Origin of the sequence: Mesorhizobium sp. M0800 (assembly GCF_040320095.1) — a bacterium.
Taxonomy (GTDB): domain Bacteria; phylum Pseudomonadota; class Alphaproteobacteria; order Rhizobiales; family Rhizobiaceae; genus Mesorhizobium.
Genome location: NZ_JAMYOZ010000005.1, coordinates 205547 through 228108, shown reverse-complemented (window position 1 = coordinate 228108; position 22562 = coordinate 205547). Strand labels below are relative to the sequence as shown.

General features: G+C 62.9%; 24 protein-coding genes and 1 pseudogene. 15 read left to right on the top strand and 10 right to left on the bottom strand.

The genetic code is table 11. The features are described from left to right. The first annotated feature begins 1 nt into the window (after position 1). From NKI18_RS09560 to NKI18_RS09525, 8 genes are read left to right on the top strand one after another with little or no spacing between them, the layout of a single operon-like run. Positions 2-535 carry a c-type cytochrome gene (locus NKI18_RS09560; RefSeq protein WP_352617948.1) on the top strand — a complete coding sequence of 178 codons (534 nt, stop codon included), beginning with the start codon at positions 2-4 and terminating at the stop codon, positions 533-535. Then, positions 532-1680 carry a hypothetical protein gene (locus NKI18_RS09555; protein WP_352617814.1) on the top strand — a complete coding sequence of 383 codons (1149 nt, stop codon included), beginning with the start codon at positions 532-534 and terminating at the stop codon, positions 1678-1680. Before NKI18_RS09560 ends, NKI18_RS09555 begins: the two co-directional genes overlap by 4 nt. Continuing rightward, the gene (locus NKI18_RS09550; RefSeq protein WP_353019494.1) at positions 1673-2125 is read left to right on the top strand and encodes a hypothetical protein; all 453 of its coding nucleotides are present in this window, start codon (positions 1673-1675) and stop codon (positions 2123-2125) included. Before NKI18_RS09555 ends, NKI18_RS09550 begins: the two co-directional genes overlap by 8 nt. Further along, a complete protein-coding gene (locus NKI18_RS09545; RefSeq protein ID WP_352617809.1) occupies positions 2122-2871 on the top strand; it encodes an SCO family protein in 750 nt (249 codons plus the stop codon). Before NKI18_RS09550 ends, NKI18_RS09545 begins: the two co-directional genes overlap by 4 nt. Continuing rightward, positions 2868-3839, top strand: coding sequence for a cytochrome c oxidase subunit II (gene coxB, locus NKI18_RS09540; protein WP_352617807.1), 972 nt, complete (start codon positions 2868-2870; stop codon positions 3837-3839). The genes NKI18_RS09545 and coxB overlap by 4 nt, the downstream gene beginning before the upstream one ends. Continuing rightward, on the top strand, positions 3836-5473 hold the full coding sequence (ctaD, locus tag NKI18_RS09535) for a cytochrome c oxidase subunit I (RefSeq protein WP_352617805.1): 1638 nt from the start codon (positions 3836-3838) through the stop codon (positions 5471-5473). Before coxB ends, ctaD begins: the two co-directional genes overlap by 4 nt. Continuing rightward, entirely contained in the window at positions 5470-6108 is a 639-nt protein-coding gene (locus NKI18_RS09530) for a cytochrome c oxidase subunit 3 (RefSeq protein WP_352617802.1), read from the top strand. Before ctaD ends, NKI18_RS09530 begins: the two co-directional genes overlap by 4 nt. After that, a complete protein-coding gene (locus NKI18_RS09525) occupies positions 6105-6359 on the top strand; it encodes a cytochrome C oxidase subunit IV family protein (RefSeq protein WP_352617799.1) in 255 nt (84 codons plus the stop codon). Before NKI18_RS09530 ends, NKI18_RS09525 begins: the two co-directional genes overlap by 4 nt. Positions 6360-6406: 47 nt before the next feature. Here the strand turns inward: NKI18_RS09525 and NKI18_RS09520 are convergent, their stop codons facing one another. The 3 genes from NKI18_RS09520 to NKI18_RS09510 all read right to left on the bottom strand — a co-directional run bounded on the left by NKI18_RS09520 (position 6407) and on the right by NKI18_RS09510 (position 9453). After that, entirely contained in the window at positions 6407-6694 is a 288-nt protein-coding gene (locus NKI18_RS09520) for a hypothetical protein (protein ID WP_352449563.1), read from the bottom strand. A gap of 479 nt (positions 6695-7173) precedes the next feature. Then, positions 7174-8574, bottom strand: coding sequence for a phospholipase D family protein (locus NKI18_RS09515; RefSeq protein WP_352617796.1), 1401 nt, complete (start codon positions 8572-8574; stop codon positions 7174-7176). Positions 8575-8637: 63 nt separating this feature from the next. Further along, on the bottom strand, positions 8638-9453 hold the full coding sequence (locus NKI18_RS09510; protein WP_023677076.1) for an endonuclease/exonuclease/phosphatase family protein: 816 nt from the start codon (positions 9451-9453) through the stop codon (positions 8638-8640). Between the two features lie 243 nt (positions 9454-9696). Between NKI18_RS09510 and NKI18_RS09505 the strand changes: the two genes are divergently transcribed. Then, complete coding sequence (locus NKI18_RS09505; RefSeq protein WP_352617794.1) at positions 9697-10599, top strand: alpha/beta fold hydrolase; 903 nt, start codon at positions 9697-9699, stop codon at positions 10597-10599. A 63-nt stretch (positions 10600-10662) separates the two neighbouring features. Next, complete coding sequence (locus NKI18_RS09500; RefSeq protein WP_352473066.1) at positions 10663-11073, top strand: DUF427 domain-containing protein; 411 nt, start codon at positions 10663-10665, stop codon at positions 11071-11073. Between the two features lie 31 nt (positions 11074-11104). Here the strand turns inward: NKI18_RS09500 and NKI18_RS09495 are convergent, their stop codons facing one another. The 4 genes from NKI18_RS09495 to ku all read right to left on the bottom strand — a co-directional run bounded on the left by NKI18_RS09495 (position 11105) and on the right by ku (position 14424). Then, the gene (locus NKI18_RS09495) at positions 11105-11521 is read right to left on the bottom strand and encodes an HD domain-containing protein (RefSeq protein ID WP_352617792.1); all 417 of its coding nucleotides are present in this window, start codon (positions 11519-11521) and stop codon (positions 11105-11107) included. Between the two features lie 128 nt (positions 11522-11649). Next, positions 11650-12021 (bottom strand): avidin/streptavidin family protein, encoded by a 372-nt coding sequence (locus NKI18_RS09490; protein ID WP_352539868.1) that lies wholly within the window; start codon positions 12019-12021, stop codon positions 11650-11652. A 75-nt stretch (positions 12022-12096) separates the two neighbouring features. Beyond that, positions 12097-13497, bottom strand: coding sequence for a PAS domain-containing HWE histidine kinase family protein (locus tag NKI18_RS09485; RefSeq protein ID WP_352617789.1), 1401 nt, complete (start codon positions 13495-13497; stop codon positions 12097-12099). A gap of 93 nt (positions 13498-13590) precedes the next feature. Then, positions 13591-14424 carry a non-homologous end joining protein Ku gene (gene ku / locus NKI18_RS09480; protein ID WP_352571853.1) on the bottom strand — a complete coding sequence of 278 codons (834 nt, stop codon included), beginning with the start codon at positions 14422-14424 and terminating at the stop codon, positions 13591-13593. Between the two features lie 119 nt (positions 14425-14543). On the opposite strand from ku, the gene NKI18_RS09475 reads away from it, so the two are divergent. Then, complete coding sequence (locus NKI18_RS09475) at positions 14544-15008, top strand: NUDIX hydrolase (RefSeq protein ID WP_352617786.1); 465 nt, start codon at positions 14544-14546, stop codon at positions 15006-15008. A gap of 54 nt (positions 15009-15062) precedes the next feature. On the opposite strand, the gene NKI18_RS09470 is transcribed toward NKI18_RS09475, so the two are convergent. Further along, positions 15063-15665, bottom strand: a complete 603-nt coding sequence (locus tag NKI18_RS09470; RefSeq protein WP_352617783.1) for an alpha-ketoglutarate-dependent dioxygenase AlkB — start codon at positions 15663-15665, stop codon at positions 15063-15065. Positions 15666-15777: 112 nt separating this feature from the next. On the opposite strand from NKI18_RS09470, the gene NKI18_RS09465 reads away from it, so the two are divergent. Together NKI18_RS09465 and NKI18_RS09460 are read left to right on the top strand one after the other, a co-directional pair. Then, positions 15778-15993 (top strand): KTSC domain-containing protein, encoded by a 216-nt coding sequence (locus NKI18_RS09465; RefSeq protein ID WP_352588791.1) that lies wholly within the window; start codon positions 15778-15780, stop codon positions 15991-15993. 161 nt (positions 15994-16154) lie between these two features. Continuing rightward, a pseudogene (locus tag NKI18_RS09460) lies at positions 16155-16309 on the top strand (histidine kinase); the annotation flags it as partial. Positions 16310-16346: 37 nt separating this feature from the next. On the opposite strand, the gene NKI18_RS09455 reads toward NKI18_RS09460, so the two are convergent. Next, the gene (locus NKI18_RS09455; protein WP_353019545.1) at positions 16347-17528 is read right to left on the bottom strand and encodes an acetate/propionate family kinase; all 1182 of its coding nucleotides are present in this window, start codon (positions 17526-17528) and stop codon (positions 16347-16349) included. Beyond that, positions 17525-19936: a phosphoketolase family protein gene (locus NKI18_RS09450; protein ID WP_352617778.1), complete on the bottom strand. Its 2412-nt coding sequence runs from the start codon at positions 19934-19936 to the stop codon at positions 17525-17527. Before NKI18_RS09450 ends, NKI18_RS09455 begins: the two co-directional genes overlap by 4 nt. 302 nt (positions 19937-20238) lie before the next feature. Here NKI18_RS09450 and NKI18_RS09445 point away from each other — a divergent pair, with 302 nt between their 5' ends. After that, a complete protein-coding gene (locus tag NKI18_RS09445; RefSeq protein WP_352617775.1) occupies positions 20239-22239 on the top strand; it encodes a protein-L-isoaspartate(D-aspartate) O-methyltransferase in 2001 nt (666 codons plus the stop codon). Positions 22240-22287: 48 nt separating this feature from the next. Further along, positions 22288-22533, top strand: a complete 246-nt coding sequence (locus NKI18_RS09440; protein WP_023677063.1) for a hypothetical protein — start codon at positions 22288-22290, stop codon at positions 22531-22533. Positions 22534-22562: the final 29 nt, after the last annotated feature.

Sequence of the window (22562 nt, the reverse complement as noted above, 5' to 3'; positions counted from 1 at the left end):
CATGCGCACGATCCAGCTGTCGGCAGCCTTGCTGGTCGCCGGCTGCCGGCAGGACATGGAGGACCAGCCGCGCTACGATCCGCTCGAAAGCAGCAACCAATTCGCCGACGGCATGTCGGCGCGGGCGCCGGTCGAGGACACAGTCGCACGCGATGCCGATCTTTCGCCGGTACCCGACACTTTTCCCTATCCGGTCACGATGACGCTGCTGCGGCGAGGCCAGCAACGCTTCGACATCTTCTGTTCGCCTTGCCACGGCCGCGCCGGCGACGGCCACGGCATGATCGTCGAGCGGGGCTTTCCGGCGCCGCCGACCTATCACCAGGACGCGTTGCGCAAGGCGAGCGACAGGCATTTCTACGACGTCATCAGCAACGGCTATGGCGCCATGTATTCCTACGCGGCGCGTGTCCCGCCTGCCGACCGCTGGGCGATCGTCGCCTATATCCGCGCCCTGCAATATTCGCGCGATGCACCAATTGCCGAGCTGCCGGAAAGCCTCCGCGCCGAGCTCAATGCGGAGCCGGATCGATGATGCGGGCGATGATGCGGCTTGCCACCGAACGTTTGATTTTGCCGGCGCTTGCCGTGGCCGCCGTCGGACTTGTGCTTTGCGCCACGGGATTGGCCTTCGACTTCAGAGCCATGTTGGCCGGCTGGCTGCCTGCGGCGCTCTTCCTGCTCGGCCTGCCGCTCGGCGCGCTGACCATCCTGATGGTGCATGGGCTGACCGGCGGCCGCTGGGGCGAGGCAATCCGCCAGCCGCTGCGCGCTCTCGTCGCGACGCTGCCGCTGGCGCTGCTTCTGCTGCTGCCGGTTCTGCTCAGGCTCGACCTGGTCTTTCCCTGGGCGAGTGCCGACGCGGCTGCATTGCCCGAGACGGTGCGCCAGAAATTCTCTTATCTGAACGTTCCGTTCTTTTTGCTGCGCTTTGCCGCCTGCGCCGCGATCTGGTTGGTGCTGGCGTGGCGCGTGCTTGACTGGACAACGACCGATGGCGGCCACGGCAGCGCCGGCCGCGGCAAGGCCTATGCCGCTGGCTTGATTGCGCATGGGCTGGCTGTGACGATTTTTGCCATCGACTGGATGCTCTCGCTCGAGCCGGAGTTCTCCTCGACCATCTATGCGTTGCTGGAAGCGTCGGCCGAAGTCGTCGGCGCTTACGCTCTGGCAATGACGGTACTGTGTGTTAACCGCTCGATCGAGGTCATGGCGGGCGGCGAGGAGGATGTCGCGCTCAGCGAGGATTTGGCCAACATGCTGTTCGGCTTCGTGCTGCTGTGGACCTACCTGTCGTTCATGCAATGGCTGGTGACCTGGGGCGGCGACCTGCCGAACGAGATCCGTTGGTACCTCATCCGCAGCAGCAATGGCTGGCAGTATCTGCTCTGGCTGCTGATTGCGCTGCAATTCGCGATCCCCTTTGCCGGGCTGCTCAGCCGGGATCTGAAGCGCAGCCATGCCGGCCTGCTGTCGATCTGCGGCATCGTGCTGGCTGGCCACTACGTCGATGTCCTTTGGCGGATCAGACCGCCGTTGGCGGACGGCAATGTGATCGCATTCTGGTACGATCTTGCCGCGCTGGCAGGAGCTGGCGGCCTCTGGTTTGCGCTGCTGCTTTTCGTGCTTGGCCGGCCGGACCGGATCGCCCTCTGGTGCCGGAGGCCGGTCCATGGCTAGGGCAGCCCGCCATCCCGAAACGCGCGACGTCTGGCCGGGCGCGCTGCTTGCCTTCGCGGCCGGCCTGCTGCTGCTCCTGGCCGCAACAGTCATCGTCCTCGGGCTCGTCTTCGACACCAGGCCGTTCAGGCCGCTGCCGGGGCCATCATCGGTCGGCAACCGGGCCAGTCCAGCCTTGCAGCGCTTTCCAGAAGACGACCTCGCTGCCTTCCGCAAGGCGGAGGAGCAGGAGCTGAACAAGGTCGGCTGGGTCGACCGCACCGCCGGCATTGCCCGCATTCCGATCGAGGACGCCATGTGGGCGATCGTCAGCCATGGTTTGCCGAACTGGGGGCAGCCGGCGCCGGCCGCCGGCGCCGACTGCCGATTGGTCGAGGCCGAGATACCACGCGCGCCACAGGCCGCTCGCTGCCGGACCGCGCCAGGCCAGGGACGCCGGCCATGAAGGCCTGGCTAACCGCTTTTTCCCTTCTCGCGGCACTGCCGGCCATGGCCTTCGCACGCCCGGCCTTCGATCCCGAGATCGGCGCGCAGCTCAGCCTCGACCGGGTGTTTCGCGATGCGTCCGGCGAGCAGCGCACGATCGGCCAAATGCTTGCTGGCCGGCCGGCGCTGCTGATTTTCGGCTACGACAAATGCCCGAACCTTTGTGGTGTGACCCAACAGGCGGTCGCCTCGGATTTGAAAAAGACCTCGCTCGACCCCGACACCTATCGCGCTTTGTTCGTCTCGATCGATGCCGCCGACACGCCCGAAGATGCGGGCGATGCGCAAGCCACGGTCGCCGCGGCGGCCGACGCGAGGAACCTGTCGGCGTGGCGGTTCCTGACCAGTGCCGACGGCGCCGGCGGCGCCCTTGCCGCGGAAGCCGGCATCAGTTTCGACACCCGCGCCAGGATCGACCAATTCGCCCATCCGATCGCGGTCATCGCGCTGACGCCAAAAGGCCGGATAGCGCAGGTGCTGCCGGCGCTGAGCTTCACGCCGCGCGATCTTGAGCTTGCCCTTGTCGAGGCATCTTCCGGCAGGCTCGGCTCGATCGCCGATCATGTCTTCCTGCTCTGCGCCGGCTTCGATGCGTCCAAGGGGCAATATACGCCGGCGATCTGGGCTGCGTTGAAGCTCGCCAGCATCGTGATGGTGGTGGGGTTGGCGATGGCCATACTGCTGGCGCGCGGGAGGCGGGCGTGAGCTTCGGCATCCGGTTTTTCCCGCAGGAAGCCTCGTCCATCGCGGGCAGCGTCGATGCCTTGTTCTACACATTGCTGGCTTTCGCAGTCGCGCTCGGCCTGTTCCTGACCGTTCTCGTTGTCGGCTACGCCGTCAAATATCGTATCGGCTCCGCAGCCGACCGTACCGGGGCGCGTGCCCGCAGCCTGCCGCTGGAGATGACGTGGACCATTGCCAGCCTGGTGATGGCCTTCATCTTCTTCGGCTGGGGCGCAGTCCTTTTTGTCCGGCGCGACCGTCCGCCACCGGACGCCGTCGAGATCGCCGGCCTCGGCAAGCAATGGATGTGGGAATTCCGCCATCCCGGCGGCCAGCGCGAGATCAACGAGCTGCACGTGCCGGTCGGCAAGGCGGTGGTGATGTCGCTGGCATCACAGGACGTCATCCACTCCTTCTACGTGCCAGCCTTTCGGGTCAAGCAGGATGCCGTTCCCGGACGCACGGCCAATGTCTGGTTCATCGCCACGCAGCCGGGGCGTTATCACCTGTTCTGCGCCGAATATTGCGGCACGCAGCATTCCGAGATGGGCGGCTGGGTGACGGTGCTGGCGCCGGAGCAATATGCATCATGGCTCGGCAGTCAAGGTGAAGGCGAAAGCCTTGCCACGAGCGGCGGGAAACTGTTCCGCGCGCTCGGCTGCTCCGGCTGTCACGGCAATTCCAGCAAGGTGCGGGCGCCCGGCCTCGATGGGGTTTTCGGCCAGCCGGTGGCGTTGGCCAACCGGCAGACGGTCATCGCCGACGAACGCTATCTGCGCGATTCGATCCTTGTCCCGAACAAGGAAATCGCCGCCGGCTACCAGCCGGTGATGCCGAGCTTCGACGGTCTCGTTGACGAAGCCGAACTGCAGATGCTGATGGCCTATCTCAAATCCCTATCGCTCCAATCTCCCTCGTTCCCGGCGGCAAAAAACGAGGCGCCGCAATGAGCAGCGATTTGGCGTCGGCAAGCTATCTCGCAGAAGGTGCCGGGCCGCGCTCCTGGCTGCTGACAACCGACCACAAACGGGTGGCGTGGCTCTATTTCGTCTCGCTGACGGCCTTCTTCTTCCTCGGCGGAACCTTTGCCGTGCTGATGCGCATCGAGCTTGCGACGCCGGCCGGCGACCTGGTCTCCGACGATGTCTACAACCGGCTGTTTTCGCTGCACGGCATCATCATGGTGTGGTTCTTCCTGGTGCCGTCGATCCCGGCAACGCTCGGCAATTTCCTGCTGCCGCTGATGATCGGCGCGCGCGACCTCGCCTTTCCACGGCTCAACCTGGCAAGCTGGTACGTCTTCATGTTCGGCAGCCTGTTCGCGCTCGCCTCGGTGGTTTTGGGCGGCGTCGACACCGGCTGGACCTTCTACACGCCGCTGTCGACGCTCTATGCCAACGGGTTTGTCTCGACCGCGGCATTCGGCGTTTTCATCGTCGGCTTTTCGACGATCATGACCGGCATCAATTTCATCGTCACCGTCCACACCTTGCGAGCGCCTGGCCTCACCTGGTTCCGGCTGCCGATCTTCGTCTGGACGCTGTACGCCACCAGCCTGGTGATGGTGCTGGCGACGCCGGTGCTTGCAGCATCGCTGATCCTCATCGTGCTGGAGCGCGTCTTCGGCATCGGCATCTTCAATCCCGACCTCGGCGGCGATCCGCTGCTGTTCCAGCATCTGTTCTGGTTCTACTCGCACCCCGCCGTCTACATCATGATCCTGCCAGGTATGGGAGTGGTCTCGGAAGTGCTGCCTTGCTTTAGCCGCCGGCCGCTGTTCGGCTACAAGGCCGTCGCCCTGGCTTCGATGGCGATCGCCGTCTTCGGCTTTCTCGTCTGGGGCCACCACATGTTCGTCAGCGGGCAGTCGGCCTATGCCGGCGTGGTGTTTTCGTTCCTGTCCTTCTGCGTCGCGATCCCATCGGCGATAAAGGTCTTCAACTGGAGCCTGACGCTGCGCAAGGGCGAAATCAGCTTCGAGACGCCGATGCTTTATGCGCTGTTCTTCCTGGCATTGTTCACCTTCGGCGGGCTGGCCGGCCTTTTCCTTGCCGCGCTCGCCATCGACGTCCACGTTCACGACACCTATTTCGTCGTCGCCCATTTCCACTACATCATGGTAGGCGGCATGGTGACCGCCTACATGGCAGGGCTGCATTTCTGGTGGCCGAAACTCACCGGCCGAATGTATTCGGAGGTTTGGGGCCGTATAGCCGCGGCTGTGACCTTCATCGGCTTCAACCTGACCTTTTTTCCGCAATATGTGCTCGGCTTTCTGGGCATGCCGCGGCGCTACCATACCTATCCGCCGGAATTCGCTTTCTGGCACATCCTGTCGTCGGCTGGCGCCGTGGTGCTGGCGATCGGCTATCTGATGCCGCTCCTCTATTTGGCGTGGTCGCTGTTTCGAGGCGCGCGAGCCCCGGACAATCCGTGGCGAGCCACCGGGTTGGAATGGCAAACAAGTTCGCCGCCGCCGGCGCATAATTTCGATCGCATGCCGACCGTCACCAGGCCAGCCTACGACTATCCGATGAAAGGTCTGACCGAGAAACGGTCGGACCCGGTGGAGGATCTGGTTTGAAGTCACCAACGACAAGCATCGCCTTCGACCGGCCGGCTCGCGAAATGGCAGCCGACAGCTTTGCCATGTGGGTGTTCATCGGCTCCGAGGTGATGCTGTTCGGCGCCATCCTGCTCGTCTTCATGTTTGCCCGGTTGAGTTATGGCGACGCCTTCGCCGGCGCGGCGAAGCATCTGTCGCTGCCGTTGGGCACGGCCAACACCGTCGTCCTGATCACCAGCAGTTTCGCTATGGCGCTCGCCCATATGTACACGGCCGCGCGGCGATGGCGCGCCGCTGGCTGGGCATTGGCTGCGACGGCGCTGCTCGGCGTCGTCTTCCTGGCGATCAAGGCGACGGAGTACGCCAGGGAATTCAGCGAAGGGCTGGCGCCGGTGCTCGGCGCACCTTTCATCTATAAGGGCCCGGATCCTGTTCATGCCGAATTCTTCTTCGGCCTCTATTTCGCGATGACGTCACTGCACGCCTTGCATCTGATTTGCGGCGTAATCGTCATCGGCGGCATCCTCGCGCTGTGGCCACGCACGATCGAGGCCAGCCGGTTCCGGCGCGTGCAGGCAATTGGCCTCTATTGGCATTTCGTCGATGTCGTCTGGGTCTTCCTGTTCCCCCTCCTCTATCTGATCAACAGATGAGCGAGTTCCGCAAACTCACGCTTGCTCATATCGGGCTTTTAGCCTTGCTGGCCCTGACCGTCGGCTCGTCCTTCCTCGCGCTCGGCGGCTTCAATTCGGCACTCAATCTGGTGATCGCCGCGGCCAAGACCGCCGTCATCGCCATCCTGTTCATGCATCTGGCCAGCGACGGCGTCCTGCCGCGTCTTGCGGTCGCTGCTGCCGGGTTTTGGCTGATGATCCTGTTCGGGCTGACGCTGATCGGACAATAGGCCGAAGCGGCGCACCTCGTGATGCCTTGCCTGCGCTCGGACCGGCCTCATACGGCCCGCTTTTGCCCGGCCGCCAGCGTAGAAATCTTTTGGCCGTGGCCATTGAGTTGCCGGGCCTCGTCCTCGGCTGCGTCTTCGAGCTTGGCGACGAGCAGATCCTTGAGGTCGCCAACCTCTTCCTCGATGTCTTCGATGGGTACGCCGGCATCGGCCGCCTCTTCCTTGCATTCCCTGGCGAGGATTTCCGCCTCCCTTTCAAGCTTGATCGGAGGCGGCGGCACATGAACGTTTTCGTGGATCCAGTCCTGCAAGAATTCTATCGCACTGTCACTCATGGCGCTCACCTATAGCGGCAACCCTGTAGTGCACATTAACGTACGTGCTGCAAAATGGATGCTTGGCAACGCCGGATTTCGGGTAGCGATACTTGACGATAGCGTGATCGCTTAGGAACTGGAGCTTCTGCAGCCAAATGGAATCACTTGGCGTCGCGGAATTGCGTCTAACCAGACAGTTGGAGCGGGATCTAATTTGAAAGCATCCCGCCCTAAGACGTGTTGCGCCGACGCGCCGGTGTTGCTCGATTCGGATCGCTTGTCGGCCGACCATCGTCATCGGCAGCAGCCGGTCGTGTCGGCCGCTCAGCGGCGCGGTCGGCGCGCATTTTGCGTTTATGCGCCATCCAGAACGGCAAGAGCTCGGCAAGAAAACTGTATATCGTGGTCTTCATCGGCATGCTCCGGACACGGGTTACAACTCGTGATCCCCGAGTTCCGTTCCGACAAAGAGTTCCGTTCCGACAAATCCGTCGCTTCTACAATTGCGATTCGATCGGCAGGCAGCCAACCAGCGCTGCAACGATGCGCCGATAGAGACTGGCCTCCGGTTCACGCGAATATTGACGCATCTCGCCATCCGCCATGCCGAGCCACCGCAGGGCCCCTTTGTCCAGGACCAGTTGATAGCTCGTCTGCGGCGACTTTTCGTGCTCGAACAGCCGGCGCAACTCCATCACCAGATTGGCATCGTGGAAAAGCACGCCCATTTCCGCATTCAACGACACCGAACGCGGATCGAAATTGAAGGAACCGACAAACCCCAGCGTGTCGTCGACCGTAAAGGCTTTGGTGTGGAGGCTGGCTCCCTTTGAGCCGAAAACGGAGATGTTGGCCTGGCGGTTGAAGGGTTGCAATTCGAAAAGCTGGATACCTTTTTTAAGCAGCTTGCGGCGGTATTTGGCATAAGCGCCGTGCACTGCGGCGACGTCCGTCGCGGCGAGCGAGTTGGTCAGGATTGCAACCTCGGCGCCACGGTCCACCAGCTTCGACAGGATGGCCAACCCGGTGCGGCCGGGGATGAAATAGGGCGAGACAATTTGGAGGCGCTGCCTGGTCGCCGCGATAGCGGGAAGCAGCTCTTTGGTCAGCCAGTTCCTGCGCCGCTTGCCGCGCACCTTTTCCGGCGGATCGGAAATGACGCGAACGCCTTTCGTCCAGCAGACGTCGCTGTGCGCTGCAATGAACTCCGTGATCGTGCGCCAGGCACTGAGGCTGTTCAAAAGCTGGCCGTCCGCGGTCGCATCGAGATTGTCGAGGAAATCGGCGCGCGAGCCCACCGCAGCCGGGTTGAGCAGCTGGATCGGCTTTGCCGCCTCGCAATTCCAGAACGCCTCGAAGATCTGCATCGTCTGCCCTACGGCAGGACCGAGAAGCAACAGGTCGAGATCACGGAAATTTGTCTCCGCGGCGTCGAAATAGGCATCGCCGATGTTTCTTCCTCCGACGATGGCCAGGCTCCCGTCGGCGATCCAGGCCTTGTTGTGCATGCGGCGGGTCATCGCAAACAGCCGGGCAACCATCTCCAGCGAGCGAAAGATGCTGCCGTTCCTCATGCCGCTGGGGTTGAACAGCCTCAGCTCGATGTTCTTGTAGCTGTTGAGCGCCAGGTAAGCGGCGTCGCTGTTGCGCGGATTTATATCGTCCAGCAGCATGCGGACGCGGACACCGTGCTCCGCCGCCTTGACGACCTCCTGCATCAGCAGCCGGCCGCTATGGTCGTCGTGCCAGAGATAGTACATCAGGTCGAGGCTGCTGGTGGCACTGCGCGCGGCAAGGATTCGTGCGGCAAACGCGTCATAATTGTCGGCGATCAGCACCAGCCCGCTATTGCCGGCAGCGATCTTGTCCCGGGCAAACCGCGAAATGGCTGTATCCATAAAGTGCACCGACAAACATCAGCGAAGCAAACCGTCTGAAATCTGACTAACAACCCTTCAGGTTCATTCTGGTTGCAGTCGCGGCTGCCGTATCGCGTCCAGGTTCAGCCGGGCCTTGATCGGCAGATGGTCGGAGGCGCGCTGCGCCAGCGGCGTCTTGTGCACCTCGATGCTGGAAATCAGGTGCGGCGGCCTGGCCAGGATGCGGTCGAGCGCAAACAGCGGAAAGCGCGACGGAAAGCTCGGCAGAACCGCATCGATCGGACCGAAATGCGGCAGCAGGGCCAGCAGCGAAGACCTGTTGCGGACGCGCCATTCGTTGAGGTCGCCAAGCAGGATTGTTGGCCGCAGAACTGGGTGCGTGGCTTCGACAAGCGCGTTGGCCTGCTGCGAGCGCGACCGCCGCAGCAGGCCGAAATGTGCGGCTATGATCCTAAGCGAGACGCCCTTCAGCTCCAGGTCCGCGATGACCGCGCCGCGCGGCTCCAGGCCGGGCAGCCGGATCTGGTTCACGCTTTCGACCACGCCGCGGCGTGCCAGGATCAGATTTCCATGCCAGCCATGGCTGCGGCGGTTTTCCGGGATGTGTGTGGGGACGAGGTCGCTGTCGCGCTCGAGTGCTGCGAGATCCAGCAATCCCTGCCTGCTTCCGGTTCTTTCGTCGGCCTCCTGCAAAGCAATGATATCGGCGTCGAGTTCCTTGACCACGGCCGCGACCCGCTCCGGATCGAACCTGCCGTCGGTGCCGACGCATTTATGTACATTGTAGGATGCGACCGTAGTGCATGAAATTTCATTGCCGGGTGCCGCAAACCGCGGCACTTCCCTTCGCAGCGCAGCGCCAAGCGACCTTGGGAGGGTAGGCGATCGATCCAGCATGTGGTCCATTTGCTGTTGAGTCGGCGAGTGGCGGCCATTGCGATTATGGCGCGTGCGGAGGTCTGAAACAACGACGACCTTGCAGAACCGTTCCCGTCGGTCTTCTTCCACCGCGAGCAGCGGTGAGGTTTCACCGGAAGTCTGCCTCTGTCATGGAACAATCGCAGCCGCGCGCGGTTCAGCAAACTTGCGCCGAAAACGATCTGACGCCATGCGGCGTGATCGAAACGGGATGGCCGGATCATGGAAACACCCGCCTTCTGCACCACGCCGTTGCTGCGCATCGCGTACATCGCTGGCGGCCCTGGAGCCGGCGCGCCCGTCCTGCTTCTCCACGGCTGGCCGGACGACGCAACCACCTTCACGCGCATTGCGCCTGTCCTGCATCGTGCTGGCTTCCGCACCTTTGCGCCGTGGCTGCGTGGGTTCGGCAAAACCACCTTCCTGTCGGACGAGACCATGCGATCCGGTGAAATTGCCGCCATGGCTCAGGACGTGATCGATTTCGCCGACGCATTTGCCCTCGGCCGTTTTGCGGTCGTCGGCCACGATTGGGGCGCTCGGATCGCTTACCTGCTCGCCTCGGTATTTCCCGAACGGATACGCTGCTGCTCGGCATTGTCGCTTGGCTGGCAGCCGGGCGAATTCGCAACGCCGCCGTTGGACCAGGTCAGGGCATTCTGGTACCAATGGTTCATGGCAACGGATCGCGGCGCCGAGATCGTTCGCCAGCAAGGCAAGGCGTTCGCGCATTTTCAATGGGAAAGCTGGAGCCCGCCCGGCTGGTTCGAGGAAGAGCTTTTTGACAGCGTTTCCGCTTCCTTCGAAAATCCCGATTGGGCCGACGTGACGTTGCACTGCTACAGGGTTCGCTGGGGCGAAGCCGATCCCGATCCGCGCTACGCCGATCTTGCCCGGCGCCAGATTTCCGCCAAGTCCATTCCCGCGCCTACTCTGACGATCCACGGCGATGCCGACCGCGTTGTGCTGCCGCAATCGTCCGAAGGCAAGGAACGATACTTCACGGGCCATTACGAGCGCCAGCTTCTGGCTGGCATCGGCCACTTTCCGACGCGCGAAGCACCCGAGCGCGTTGCCGATCACCTTGTCGGGTTCCTCGACAGTTTCGGAAGAGGAGAAGCGTAGAACTGGAACCCTGACCGGCGATAGTACGTTTCGGGAAGGCAGCGCAGTCAACGGAGAAGTCGAATGCAGTCCTTAGCCGCAGATTCCGCCCCCCGCCCAGGCCCGCTCAGGATTGTCCCGTTTGATGGAACCGTGACCGTCCGGTTCTCCGATGCCATTATTGCGTCGAGCGAGCGGGCAAAGGTGCTCTATGAAGACGGCCATGATCCTGTTTTCTACATACCCTTCGAGGACATCTATTTCGACCTCTTGGAGAAGACGAACACGACGAGCCACGGCCCGCTGAAGGGCACGGCAAGCTATTGGCGTGTTCATGCGGTCGGTTCGTCGGCAGAAGACTTCATGTGGGCCTACGAGACGCCCGACACCCCGGCATTGGCGATCGCCCGCCATGGTGCGTTCGATCCCGGCAGGGCGCGGATCGACGCCGATCCCGCGGAAGACAAGCGGCACACGCCGCACGTCACCGAGTAGACCCACATCGGCGACAGCCGCTAGCTGTCCGTCAGCTCGCGAACTCTTCCCTGAGAATGCGCAGGCCGTCTTCGTATTTCGCTGTCGAGGCACCGATCTGCCGTGCCTGCCATAGATTGTCGGCGAGATCGGCGTGCTTGACCGGCAATGCCAGCGGGTTGGCCGCAGCCCTGCGAACGAACGCGGCATCGCCCTCGTTCGGCAGCCGCGTCATGGCGTCGACGGCCGATACGATGGTCGGCCCGAACCCGGCCGCCTCAAGCCGGTCGCGGTTCCAGCCGTCGCCTTTTTCGATGACGTCGTGAAGATAGGCGATGGCTTTCTGGTCGAGCGTTTCGACGGCATCGACGACCCGGCGGCAATGTTCGATATAAGGCCGCCCTGTCCTGTCCGTCTGCCCGGCATGAGCCTGTTCGGCGATTTTCGCTGCGCGATAAAGCACGCTCATTGGGTCGACCCCGTAACGAACAGCGCATGTCCTGGCTAACGCGCCATGGTCAGCGCGAGTTCCGATGCACCGCGGGAACCCTGCTGCCTCACTTGCGAGCTGAATGCCGCGGCGGCGGGCCCGACACGTCAGGAGACGCGTTCAAAACTGTCGAGGCTGGTTCCAAAGGCGCGCCAGGCGGGCAGTTTCCTGGCTCGGGCCGGGGCACCTTCCTTTTCCGCCGACAGAGCGGCATCCGCAACGGTGTGCCACAGCATCTCCAGCTTCCCATCCCTGAGAATGCCGGTATAGCTCACCGCTGCGGCTCCGACCCGCCCTTCGGCCGCGCAGGTGAAGCCGATGACATCTCCATGGCAGGCTCCGAACAGCGGCACCGTCATGCCGAAAAAGGCGCTGTCCTCCAGCGCCGTCCTGAAGGTTCCGCTGATCCGTCCGCCCTCTTCGCTGGTCAGTTCGACCACCGACCCGTACTGGTTTTGCCAGATGCCCAGCCAACTCATCGCTGCTCCTCCTGGTTGCCTCCATGGGGATTGTGCTGCCACACGGTCGCCAAGCCGCGGCCGGTGTAGCGGCCTTCAATCAGCCGCGATGCCAGCCGTCGACATCTGCACGAAGCGCAGCGGCGCTTCCAGCGTCCAGGCGACGCCGCGCCTGGCGAATTCCAGGCGGCCGGTGCCGCTGAGCGCCTGCGGCGTGACGCGTTTGAGCACAACCGTTCCGAAACCGCGTCGCGTGTTTTCATCCACCAATGGTCCGTCCAGCTCCCGCCAGACAAGGCGGAAGCCATCGCTGCCATCGGCGGCGGGCGTCACGGTCCATTCGACCTCGACCCGTCCGTCATGGCGCGACAGCGCTCCGTGCTTTACCGAATTGGTGGCCAGCTCGTGAAAGGCGATGCCGAGATATTGCACCGCGTTCGGCTGCAGCATGATCATCGGCCCGCTCATCGACAGCCGGGCCTGTGTCGCGAAGGCCTTGGTCTGGGCATGGATCAATTCGCCGATGGTCGCGCCACGCCATTCCGCATCGACCAGGAGGTCGTGCGATTCCGATAGCGCCATGATGCGTTCCCGGACCTGTGAAAGGAAAGCCTCTGGCGTCCCCGCCAGCTTGCTGGTCTCGCGGATCATCGAGACGATCACCGAATACTGGTTTTTAACGCGATGGTTGACTTCGCGCATGAGTGTGCGGATGCGCCGTTCGCTTTCCTTGTGGGGGCTGATGTCGCGCGCGATCTTGGAGGCGCCGATGATACGCCCGATGCCGTCGCGTATCGGCGAGATGGTGAGCGAAACCGGAACCAAGGTGCCGTCCTTGCGCTGCCGGATAGTCTCGTATGAAGGAATCCGTTCGCCGGCGCGAATGCGGCTGATGATCATGGCTTCCTCATCCAGATGGTCGGGCGGGATGAGGATCGTCACCGGGCGCCCGATCGCCTCGGCGGGCGTATAGCCGAACAGGCGCTGTGCCGCGTCGTTCCAGCTGGTGATAATGCCGTTCAGGTCTTTGGACACGATGGCGTCCATCGAGGATTCGACGATGGCGGCGAGCCTTATGCCGGCGTCGTCGGCCAGCGTCTGCACGCGCAGGTCGAGCAGGGTGTTGATGGCGCCGACAACCTCGCCGGCTTCATTGCGAAGCAGGACCGGATGCGCACTGAACGGGATGAGTTGGCCGTCCGGCCGCTCGGCGATGGCTCGGCCCCCACGAACGTCCCGCTCCTCGAGCAAGGCAACGGCCATTGGACACTCGTCATGCGCCATCGGTCGCCCGTCGAGGTGGCGAAGCTTCCATGACCCGCACCAGCGATCCTGGCCGATAACCGGACGATATCCCCAGAGATCGGCAGCGGGTTCGTTGAAGAAGGTGATGTAGCCTTGTTTGTCGGTGGTGTAGACGGCCACAGGCAACGCCTGCATCAGATCGGCGGAGGAAACTTGCGGGATCCCGCCAGTCCTTAGTTCAACGACGTCCACCAGTCCCCCGCTCCGCTTGGCTTGCCGACGGATTGCTACGTCATCTAAATGCGCGCGAGCGTTTTCGGTTCCGTTCGATCCGCTTTCGGACATTCAGGCTGATTTGCGTTTCGGGGCCGTTCTCGGCTTTTTGCTGGGAGCCTTGCCGCCTTCCTGCGCCAGGCTTTTGCGCAGAACATCGGCGAGATTGATGACGTTCGTCTTGGGCTCAGGTGCCGGCTTGGGCGGTTTCTTGCCCTTGCGCTTGGCCTCGATCATTGCAACCAGCGCCTTTTCATAAGTATCGTCGAACTTCGACGGGTCGAATTTGGCCGGCTTCTTGTCGATCAGCAATTGCGCGATTTCCAGCATCTCGGGATCGACCTTGCGAGCCTTCAGCCCTTCGAACACCGCGTCCGCCGCGACCACTTCATTGTGGTTGCGTAATTCCGTCATTACCATGCCCTTGCCCAGCGGCTGGATCAGCACCTCTCGGCCTCGCTGATAGAGCACGACGCAGGAGCGGGCTGCTACCTTTTTCCTGGCCATGGCGTCCCGGATCACCGCGAAAGCCTCCGTGGAGGGCGCGTCGGCCGGAACGAGATAGTAGGGTTTTTCGAGGTAGCGTGCGTCGATTTCGGCGGCAGGCACGAACTCGCCGATTTCGAGCGTATGCTGCGATACCATCTTCAGTTTCTTGATTTCGTCCGGCTCTATATGGATGAACTCACCCTTTTCGACCTCATAGCCTTTTACCTGCTCGGCCGCCTCGACCGTGTCGCCGGTCTCCTCGTCTAGATAGGCGCTCTTGACCGGGAGACCGTCTTTGCGGTTCAGGATCCTGAAATGCACTTTCTCGGCCTCGCTGACGGCACCGATGATCTTGACGCCACAGGAAACCGATCCGACTTTCATAAAGCCCTTCCAGGCAGCTCGCGGCGTCGCCATGTCGATCACTCATTTGTCGAACGGACGGAACGGCTGCGCGCGGAAATCGTTCCGCCATGGCAGGCTGTTCCATATGCCGGCCCGGACGTTCGTTTCATTTTCGTCAGGGGAATAGCGGAATGGCCCAACGCAGCGCAGGATTGCTGATCTTTCGCCGAAGGGAAGGACATCTCCAGATCTTGCTGGTGCATCCGGGCGGACCATTCTGGGCGAAGAAGGACGACGGCGCATGGTCGATCCCGAAGGGCTTGGTCGACGAGAACGAGGACGAGCTGGCGGCAGCAAAACGCGAGGCCGAAGAGGAACTCGGTCTTGCCATCGACGGGGATTTCGAAAGCCTTGGCAGCTACAGGCAGCCGGGCGGCAAGCTCGTCATCGCATGGTGCGTCGAGGCGGATTTCGACAGCGACGCCATCAGCAGCAACACCTTCGCCATGGAATGGCCGCCAAGGTCCGGCTCGATGAAGGAATTTGCCGAAGTCGACAAAGCGGGCTGGTTCTCCCTGCCTGAAGCCAACCTCAAGATCCTGAAAGGCCAGCGCGCCATGCTGGCGGACTTTGCCGGCCGGCATGGCGACGGATGAATTTGTTTCAGCCCAGTTCTTAGGGCAGTGCTCGGGCTTCCTCACCGCTCTGCTTTAAGCGCGTTGCGGCCGCAGCGTGCGCAAGGTGATCGAATAGCGGTGCTCCGCAACCGGCGGAATGCTGTGCTCCCATTCGTTGCGCGCGGCGCCCGTCATCAGATAGGCCGATCTTGGCTCGACGGTGACCGTCTTGCGGTCCCATCGCGTGCCGTTTTTCCGCTGCAGCCGAAAGCTGCAGGCGGCCAGCAGGGAAACACCGGCGACGGCCTCGAAATGAGGCTTGTCGCGGTGCCAGCCGATACCGGCGCCCGGTCGGTACTCGTTGATCAGCACCTGCACGAAGGTCTCGGCCGGCAGGCGGGCAAAGGCTGCAACCTTTTCCCGGAGCGGCAGCAGAAAGCCGGGTATCGGCGGTGCCTCGACGACTTCGCGCCGGTCGTAATCATAACGCAGCCCAAAACCGACCACCCGCCGGTTTGCCAGATGGCCGTGAAAGTCGAAGGCCTGAAAAGGCAGGCTTGCGAGCTGGCTCGCCAACGCTGCTTCTTCGTCCGGCGTGATCAGTTCGGGCCGGTAGCGGAATCCTTCCGGCAGGTCGTCGGCGGCGGCAAAGAGATCGCCCTGGCGGGCTGCAGCCGATGTCTTGGGCGATGGCATCAACCGTATTTGGTGAAGCCGGCCCGTAGCGGCAAGGCTGGCTTCGGCAGCAAGGAACCTCGCTCTCAGTGCAGGGTTATTCACACGACGGCGTGGATTGGACCTGTCGAGGATGCCTTCAACTGCGATCAGAAGCATCGATTACCAGCCGGCGACGAGGGTACTCTCCGTATGGTTCGTCCCGAGCGGAAACCGCTATGATTACGAGGACGTGCCGCCGCAGGTCCACGCGGCATTCCGCAAAGCCTCGTCAAAGGGCCGGTTCTTCAACGAGCATATTCGCGACCGGTACAAATACCATCTGGTCGAGCAGAGCCATTCGAGGTGAGCCTTCAGCCGCTTCTCAACCACGATCTCGGCTCTCCACCATGCCTGGCTGCGTGGTGGCAATGAGCGGACTTCGCAGTTGGCGAGCGACCTGATATTGATCATGGTCCCACCCAAAACATCGAAAGCTTGGAATGTCCGCCGAAGCCGAAAAAACCGAGCGAAGGCGAGACCTGGCCGAAACCCGGCAAGCTCGGAGCACTGATCGCTCAATCGCTGACCGAAAATGCCAAAGCCCGGTTCAGGTGGATTCTGCCCCCGGCAAAGGGACGCGGGTAACCATCGTGTTCAACAGATCGGCCGCCCTCGCGACGTAGCCGGTCGAGCAAGCGCCGCCATTCGAGGCCATCCGCCTCAGTCGGGCCCCTCCATCACCTTGCGCGTGTGGCGGGCGATGACACCTTCTTCGTCGGTCGCCACGACGCGGACTTCCACCTTGCTCTCCGCCTGGCTCATCAGCGCGGCATGAGAGCTGTTGGCGGCCTCGTCGATCGCCACGCCGAGCCAGCCAAGCCTGTCGCAAATCGCTTTGCGGGCCGGGGCAGAGTGCTCGCCGATGCCGCCGGTGAACACCAGGCATTCCAGCCCGCCCAGCGTGTTGGCGAGGGCGGCAACTTCCCTGGCAGCGCGGAAGGCGAAAAGCTCCACCGCTTCGCGAGCCCGGCGGTCGTCGCTGGCCTCCAGCGTGCGCATGTCGCCGGAAATGCCGGACACGCCGAGCAGCCCGGATTCCTCGTAGAGCATGTCTTGCAGCGCCTCTCCCGAAACGCCTCTTTCCAGCAGCAGGTACAAAAGCACGCCCGGATCGATGGCGCCGCAGCGTGTGCCCATGACCAGGCCGTCAAGCGCCGAAAAGCCCATCGTCGTATCGACGCTTCGCCCGTCGCGCATGGCGCACAGGCTCGCCCCGTTGCCGAGATGGGCGACGATGGTTCTTTTCGTCGCCAGATCGGGCGATATCTGCTTGAGCCGGCCGGCGACATATTCGTAGGAAAGCCCGTGAAAGCCGTAGCGGTGGATGCCGTCTGCCTCATAGCGGCGCGGCAGCGCAAAACGGCTGACCAGAGGCTCGATGGTCCGATGGAAGGCCGTGTCGAAACATCCGACCTGCGGCAGGTCGGGCCGCAGCGCGGCAAGCGCCCGGATTGGTGCGAGGCTGCGCGGCTGGTGCAGTGGCGCAAGCGGGGTCAGCCTGTCGAGAGCCTCGATAATTGTCGGCGTCAGGCGGACAGGTTCGACGAACTCGCGTCCGCCATGGACGATGCGATGGCCGGCGGCGATCAATTTCCTTCCGCCAAGTTCGTTCTCGATCCATTGCAGCATCTGGCCGATGGCTAAATCGGGCGATGCGTCCGCGGCAAGTGGCCGATCGCACTGCAGCTCCCCATCGGCGGCTTTCGCGGTCAGTCTTGGCGCATCGCCCAGATCCAGCGAACCGCGCGAGGCAAGATCCAGTTCGGCGGACGCTTCAAGATCGTAAAGCCCGAACTTGATACTGGAAGAGCCGGCATTCAGCGCGAGGATCGAGCGCATCAATCGCCGGCCCTCGTTGCCGTGTCTTGCGGCCAGCTCCATTTCTGGATCTCGGGCATGTCCTCGCCATGTTCGCGGACATAGGCCGTATGCTCAGCCAATTTCCCGTGCAACGCCGCGGCAAGATCCTTCGCCCGCTCGGCCAGCCCCGGCACGCGCGCGATCGCGGCGAGCGCCAGATGATAGCGGTCGAGCTGGTTGAGCACCACCATATCGAACGGCGTCGTCGTCGTGCCTTCCTCGCGAAAGCCGTGCACATGCATGTTGTCGTGGTTGGCGCGCCGGTAGGTCAGACGGTGAATGAGATAGGGATAGCCGTGATAGGCGAAGATGACCGGCTTGGCCCTGGTGAACAGCGCGTCGAACCTGTCATCGGTAAAGCCATGCGGATGCTCGGAATTCGACTGCAAAATCATCAGGTCGACGACATTGACGACGCGGATATTCAGGTCCGGAATGCCCGAGCGCAGGATATCGGCTGCAGCCAGCGTCTCCAGCGTCGGCACGTCGCCGGCGCAGGCCAGGACCACATCCGGATCTTCGCCCTTGGCAACCGTCCCGGCCCATTCCCAGATGCCGGCGCCGGCCTTGCAGTGCGCTTCCGCGTCCTCGGCGGACAGCCATTGCGGCGCCGGCTGCTTGCCGGCGACGATGACGTTGATGCGGTTGTAGGTTTTCAGGCAATGGTCGGTGATCCACAGCAGCGTGTTGGCGTCGGGCGGGAAATAGAGCCTTACCGTGTCGGCTTTCTTGTTGGCGACGAAATCGGCAAAGCCCGGGTCCTGATGGCTGAAGCCGTTGTGATCCTGTCGCCAGACATGCGAGGTCAGCAGGTAGTTGAGCGAGGCGATCGGCTTGCGCCAGGCAAGTTCGCCGGAGGTCTTCAGCCATTTGGCGTGCTGGTTGACCATGGAATCGACGATGTGGACGAACGCCTCGTAGCACGAGAACAGGCCGTGGCGGCCGGTCAGCAGATAGCCCTCCAGCCAGCCTTGGCAAAGGTGCTCGCTGAGCACTTCCATGACGCGGCCGTCGCGGGAAAGATGGACGTCGTAAGGCTCGATCCGCTCCATCCAGATCCGATCCGTGACCTCGAACACGTCGTCGAGGCGGTTGGAGGACGTCTCGTCCGGTCCCATCAGCCGGAAATTCCTGGCCTCGGCGTTCAAGCGGATCACATCGCGAAGATAGCTCCCCACGGTCCGCGTCGCCTCCCCGACAGTGCCGCCCGGACGCGGTACGTCGAGCGCCAGGCCTTTCCAGTCGGGAAGCACGAGGTCTTGTTTCAGCAGGCCGCCATTGGCGTAGGGGATTGCGCCCATGCGTCTTGACCCTGTCGGCGCCAGCGCCGCGAGCTCCGGCAGGAGATGGCCGCCTTTATCGAACAGTTTTTCCGGCTCGTAACTGCGCATCCAGTCTTCCAGGATCTGCCGGTGCGCCGCGTCGCCGCGTGCATTCGACACCGGCACCTGGTGCGAACGCCAGAAATCCTCGACCTTCTTGCCGTCGACCTCTTTCGGCCCGGTCCAACCCTTTGGGCTGCGCAGCACGATCATCGGCCACAGCGGCCGCTCTCCCTTCCAGCCCGCGGCTCTTGCAGGCTCCTGGATGGAGTGGATCCGGTCGAGCACGGTATCGAGCGTGCGGGCCATCTCGCGGTGCATCGTGGCAGGTTCATGACCTTCGACAAAGAAGGTCTCGTAGCCATAGCCGAGGAACAGGCTGCGCAACGCCTCGTCTTCCATGCGGCCGAGGATCGTCGGGTTGGCGATCTTGTAGCCGTTGAGATGCAGGATCGGCAGGACGGCACCGTCGGATGCCGGGTTCAGGAACTTGTTGGAATGCCAAGCCGCGGCGAGCGGGCCGGTCTCGGCTTCGCCGTCGCCGACGACGCAGGCAACCACAATGTTCGGATTGTCGAAGGCGGCGCCGAAGGCATGGACCAGCGCATAGCCGAGCTCTCCGCCTTCGTGGATCGAGCCGGGCGTCTCCGGAGCCGCGTGGCTCGGCACTCCGCCGGGAAACGAGAACTGCCGGAACAGCTTGCGCAGGCCGTCTTCGTCCCCGCCGACCTCGGGATAGATTTCGCTGTAGGTGCCCTCGAGCCAGGTGTTGGCGACCATTGCCGGGCCGCCGTGACCCGGCCCGCAGATGAACAGGACATCGAGACCACGTTCACGGATGATCCGGTTCAGATGCACATAGATGAAATTGAGGCCGGGCGTCGTGCCCCAATGGCCGAGCAGCCGTGGCTTGATGTGCTCGGGCCGCAAGGGCTCGCGCAAGAGCGGATTGTCGAGCAGATAGATCTGGCCAACCGAAATGTAGTTCGCGGCGCGCCAGTAGCGGTCCATCAGATCGACCTGGTCAAGGCCGGTTGTTTGCGCAGTGGTGCGAGCCTCGTCATTCATGGAAATGCCTCCGGAATACCCTCGTCCGTCGTTATCTGGAGTGGCGTCGCCTCGGAGAAAGGATTTGCCTCGAAATAAGTTTGGGCGGCGTGGCCAGCGCCCGCTTGCCGATCCTGCAACCCGCCTCGCCACACAAAAGCGGGTCGGTCTTTTGGGGAACCTCGGGGCTTGCTAACGGTTAGGGAGATGCACCGCATTGCTTGAATCCAAAGGGACTGCCGAGGCCCTGAGATACGAGCCGGCCGAGGTGGCGTTGAGCAGCTTGGGCGATTGTAGCGGAGGCCCATAGGAGGAGCAAAAAGATGCTCGATCTCTCCCATGCCCGCAACCAAATGGTCGACATCCACTTGAGCCGCCGTGGCATTCGCGACCGCAATGTCCTTCAGGCGATGCGCGAGGTCCCGCGCGAGGCTTTCGTCGAGCCTGGTTTCGAAGAATTCGCCTATGAGGACGGGCCGCTGCCGATCGCCGAAGGTCAGACGATATCGCAGCCCTATATCGTTGCATTCATGATCGAAATGGCGGAGATCGGAGCCGGCGACCACGTCCTAGAGGTCGGCACCGGCTCGGGCTATGCGGCTGCCGTAATGAGCCGTATCGTCGAACGCGTCTACACGATCGAGCGCCACGCCGCGTTGGCCGAAACGGCAAGGCAGCGGTTCAAAAAGCTTGGCTACGACAATATCGAAGTCCGCACCGGCGACGGCACCAAGGGCTGGCCAGAGGCGGCACCCTTCGATGCGATCCTGGTTGCGGCCGCCGGCCCCGGCGCGCCGCTCGCCCTGCAGGAACAGCTCGACGTCGCCGGCCGGCTTGTCATCCCGGTCGGCGATGAATTCGACTCGCAGCGCCTGCTCAAGGTCACCCGCACCGGCGCAGCAACTTACACCGAGGAGGATTTCGGCGGCGTGCGGTTTGTTCCGCTGATCGGCGAGCAAGGCTGGGGCGAGCCAGGCAGCGACAGCCAAATAGCGGCCGATCTTCCGCACCGGCATCAGCGCAGGAGCAGCCTGCCGCAGATGATAGCGGCCGCCGCCGAACCGCTTCCGGATTTCGACGATCCCGCCTTCGCTGCGCTGTTCGACCGGTTTGCCGACCGCCGCGTCGTCTTGCTCGGCGAAGCCAGCCACGGCACATCGGAGTTCTATCGTGCGCGCGCGGCGATCACTCGCAGACTGATCGAGAAGCATGGCTTCACCATCGTCGCGGTCGAGGCCGACTGGCCCGATGCCGCGGCGATCGACCGCTACGTCCGCCATCGGCCGCCGCGGCCCGGCGCCGATCCGCCCTTCCAGCGCTTTCCCACCTGGATGTGGCGCAACACCGACGTCGCGGCGTTCGTCGACTGGGTGCGAGAGCATAATGAGCGGATCAGCATATCCTCCCGGCGGGCCGGGTTCTATGGCCTCGACATCTACAATATGGGCGGGTCGATCGCGGCGGTCCTGCAATATCTCGATCGGGTCGATCCGCAGGCGGCAAGGATCGCGCGCGAACGCTATGGCTGCCTGACGCCGTGGCAGAACGACCCGGCCACCTATGGCCGTGTCGCACTCACCTCCGGTTACCAGAAATGCGAGAAGGCCGTGCTCGAGCAATGCCGGGAACTGCTTTCCAGAGAGCTCGACTACGCGCAGCAGGACGGCATCGATTTCCTCGACGCGAGCCAGAATGCCCGCCTGGTCGCCTCCGCCGAGCGCTATTACCGCACCATGTATTACGGCGGCGCGCAATCCTGGAACCTGCGCGACACCCATATGTTCGAAACGCTGGAGCACCTGCTGCAGGCCCGCGGCCCGAACGCCAAGGCGGTGGTGTGGGCACATAATTCCCATATCGGCGATGCCCGCTATACCGAAATGGGGATCGTCAGGGACGAACTGAATATCGGCCAGCTCTGCCGCCAGCGTTTTGGCGACGAGGTTGCCTTGATCGGGCTCAGTACGCATTCCGGGACGGTGGCCGCCGCCACCGACTGGGACGGCGACATGGAAGTGAAACCGGTTCGGCCTTCCCACAACGACAGCTATGAGCGGCTTTGCCACGACAGCGGCGTCTCGCCTTTCCTGCTCGATTTCGATCGCGACGACACGCTGCGCGAACGGCTTCTGGAGCGCCGGCTGGAACGCTTTATCGGCGTCATCTACCGGCCCGAAACCGAGCTCCACAGCCATTATGCGGACGCCTCGCTCGCCCGCCAGTTCGATGCTTTCGTCTGGTTCGATGAAACCAGTGCCGTGACGCCGCTTGGGCCGGAACATGCGGGGACAGGCCTTCCCGAGACCTATCCTTTCGGGCTGTAGCGAATTTGGACCCTGGGAAAATGGAAAATCAAAAGAAGGAGGTCACCGATGGCCGGAAAAAAGACTCATGAGCAGCAATTGCGCGTCATCGAAGAGCGCGAGAACACGAAAAACGCCGGCAAGGATTTCGACGCGGAAGCGGATTTGAAAAAGACCAGGCAAGAGCGCGAGGCGTTCCGGCGCGGTGCCGAGCTCAGATCGGACCCGAAGGACATTGCCGATCCCGACGACCGCAACATCATCCGCGGCGAGCACCAGGAAAGCGCCCACAACAAGCATCGCACCGACCGCTGAAACGGCAGGATCGCTTGACGTTAAGATAG

Excerpts from the sequence above, each read along its gene's own strand:
- NKI18_RS09560 (WP_352617948.1), top strand. The coding sequence starts at position 2 with ATGCGCACGATCCAGCTGTCGGCAGCCTTGCTGGTCGCCGGCTGCCGG.
- NKI18_RS09555 (WP_352617814.1), top strand. The coding sequence starts at position 532 with ATGATGCGGGCGATGATGCGGCTTGCCACCGAACGTTTGATTTTGCCG.
- NKI18_RS09550 (WP_353019494.1), top strand. The coding sequence starts at position 1,673 with ATGGCTAGGGCAGCCCGCCATCCCGAAACGCGCGACGTCTGGCCGGGC.
- NKI18_RS09545 (WP_352617809.1), top strand. The coding sequence starts at position 2,122 with ATGAAGGCCTGGCTAACCGCTTTTTCCCTTCTCGCGGCACTGCCGGCC.
- ctaD (WP_352617805.1), top strand. The coding sequence starts at position 3,836 with ATGAGCAGCGATTTGGCGTCGGCAAGCTATCTCGCAGAAGGTGCCGGG.
- NKI18_RS09525 (WP_352617799.1), top strand. The coding sequence starts at position 6,105 with ATGAGCGAGTTCCGCAAACTCACGCTTGCTCATATCGGGCTTTTAGCC.
- NKI18_RS09520 (WP_352449563.1), bottom strand. The coding sequence starts at position 6,694 with ATGAGTGACAGTGCGATAGAATTCTTGCAGGACTGGATCCACGAAAAC.
- NKI18_RS09515 (WP_352617796.1), bottom strand. The coding sequence starts at position 8,574 with ATGGATACAGCCATTTCGCGGTTTGCCCGGGACAAGATCGCTGCCGGC.
- NKI18_RS09510 (WP_023677076.1), bottom strand. The coding sequence starts at position 9,453 with ATGCTGGATCGATCGCCTACCCTCCCAAGGTCGCTTGGCGCTGCGCTG.
- NKI18_RS09505 (WP_352617794.1), top strand. The coding sequence starts at position 9,697 with ATGGAAACACCCGCCTTCTGCACCACGCCGTTGCTGCGCATCGCGTAC.
- NKI18_RS09500 (WP_352473066.1), top strand. The coding sequence starts at position 10,663 with ATGCAGTCCTTAGCCGCAGATTCCGCCCCCCGCCCAGGCCCGCTCAGG.
- NKI18_RS09495 (WP_352617792.1), bottom strand. The coding sequence starts at position 11,521 with ATGAGCGTGCTTTATCGCGCAGCGAAAATCGCCGAACAGGCTCATGCC.
- NKI18_RS09490 (WP_352539868.1), bottom strand. The coding sequence starts at position 12,021 with ATGAGTTGGCTGGGCATCTGGCAAAACCAGTACGGGTCGGTGGTCGAA.
- ku (WP_352571853.1), bottom strand. The coding sequence starts at position 14,424 with ATGGCGACGCCGCGAGCTGCCTGGAAGGGCTTTATGAAAGTCGGATCG.
- NKI18_RS09475 (WP_352617786.1), top strand. The coding sequence starts at position 14,544 with ATGGCCCAACGCAGCGCAGGATTGCTGATCTTTCGCCGAAGGGAAGGA.
- NKI18_RS09470 (WP_352617783.1), bottom strand. The coding sequence starts at position 15,665 with ATGCCATCGCCCAAGACATCGGCTGCAGCCCGCCAGGGCGATCTCTTT.
- NKI18_RS09465 (WP_352588791.1), top strand. The coding sequence starts at position 15,778 with ATGCCTTCAACTGCGATCAGAAGCATCGATTACCAGCCGGCGACGAGG.
- NKI18_RS09450 (WP_352617778.1), bottom strand. The coding sequence starts at position 19,936 with ATGAATGACGAGGCTCGCACCACTGCGCAAACAACCGGCCTTGACCAG.
- NKI18_RS09445 (WP_352617775.1), top strand. The coding sequence starts at position 20,239 with ATGCTCGATCTCTCCCATGCCCGCAACCAAATGGTCGACATCCACTTG.
- NKI18_RS09440 (WP_023677063.1), top strand. The coding sequence starts at position 22,288 with ATGGCCGGAAAAAAGACTCATGAGCAGCAATTGCGCGTCATCGAAGAG.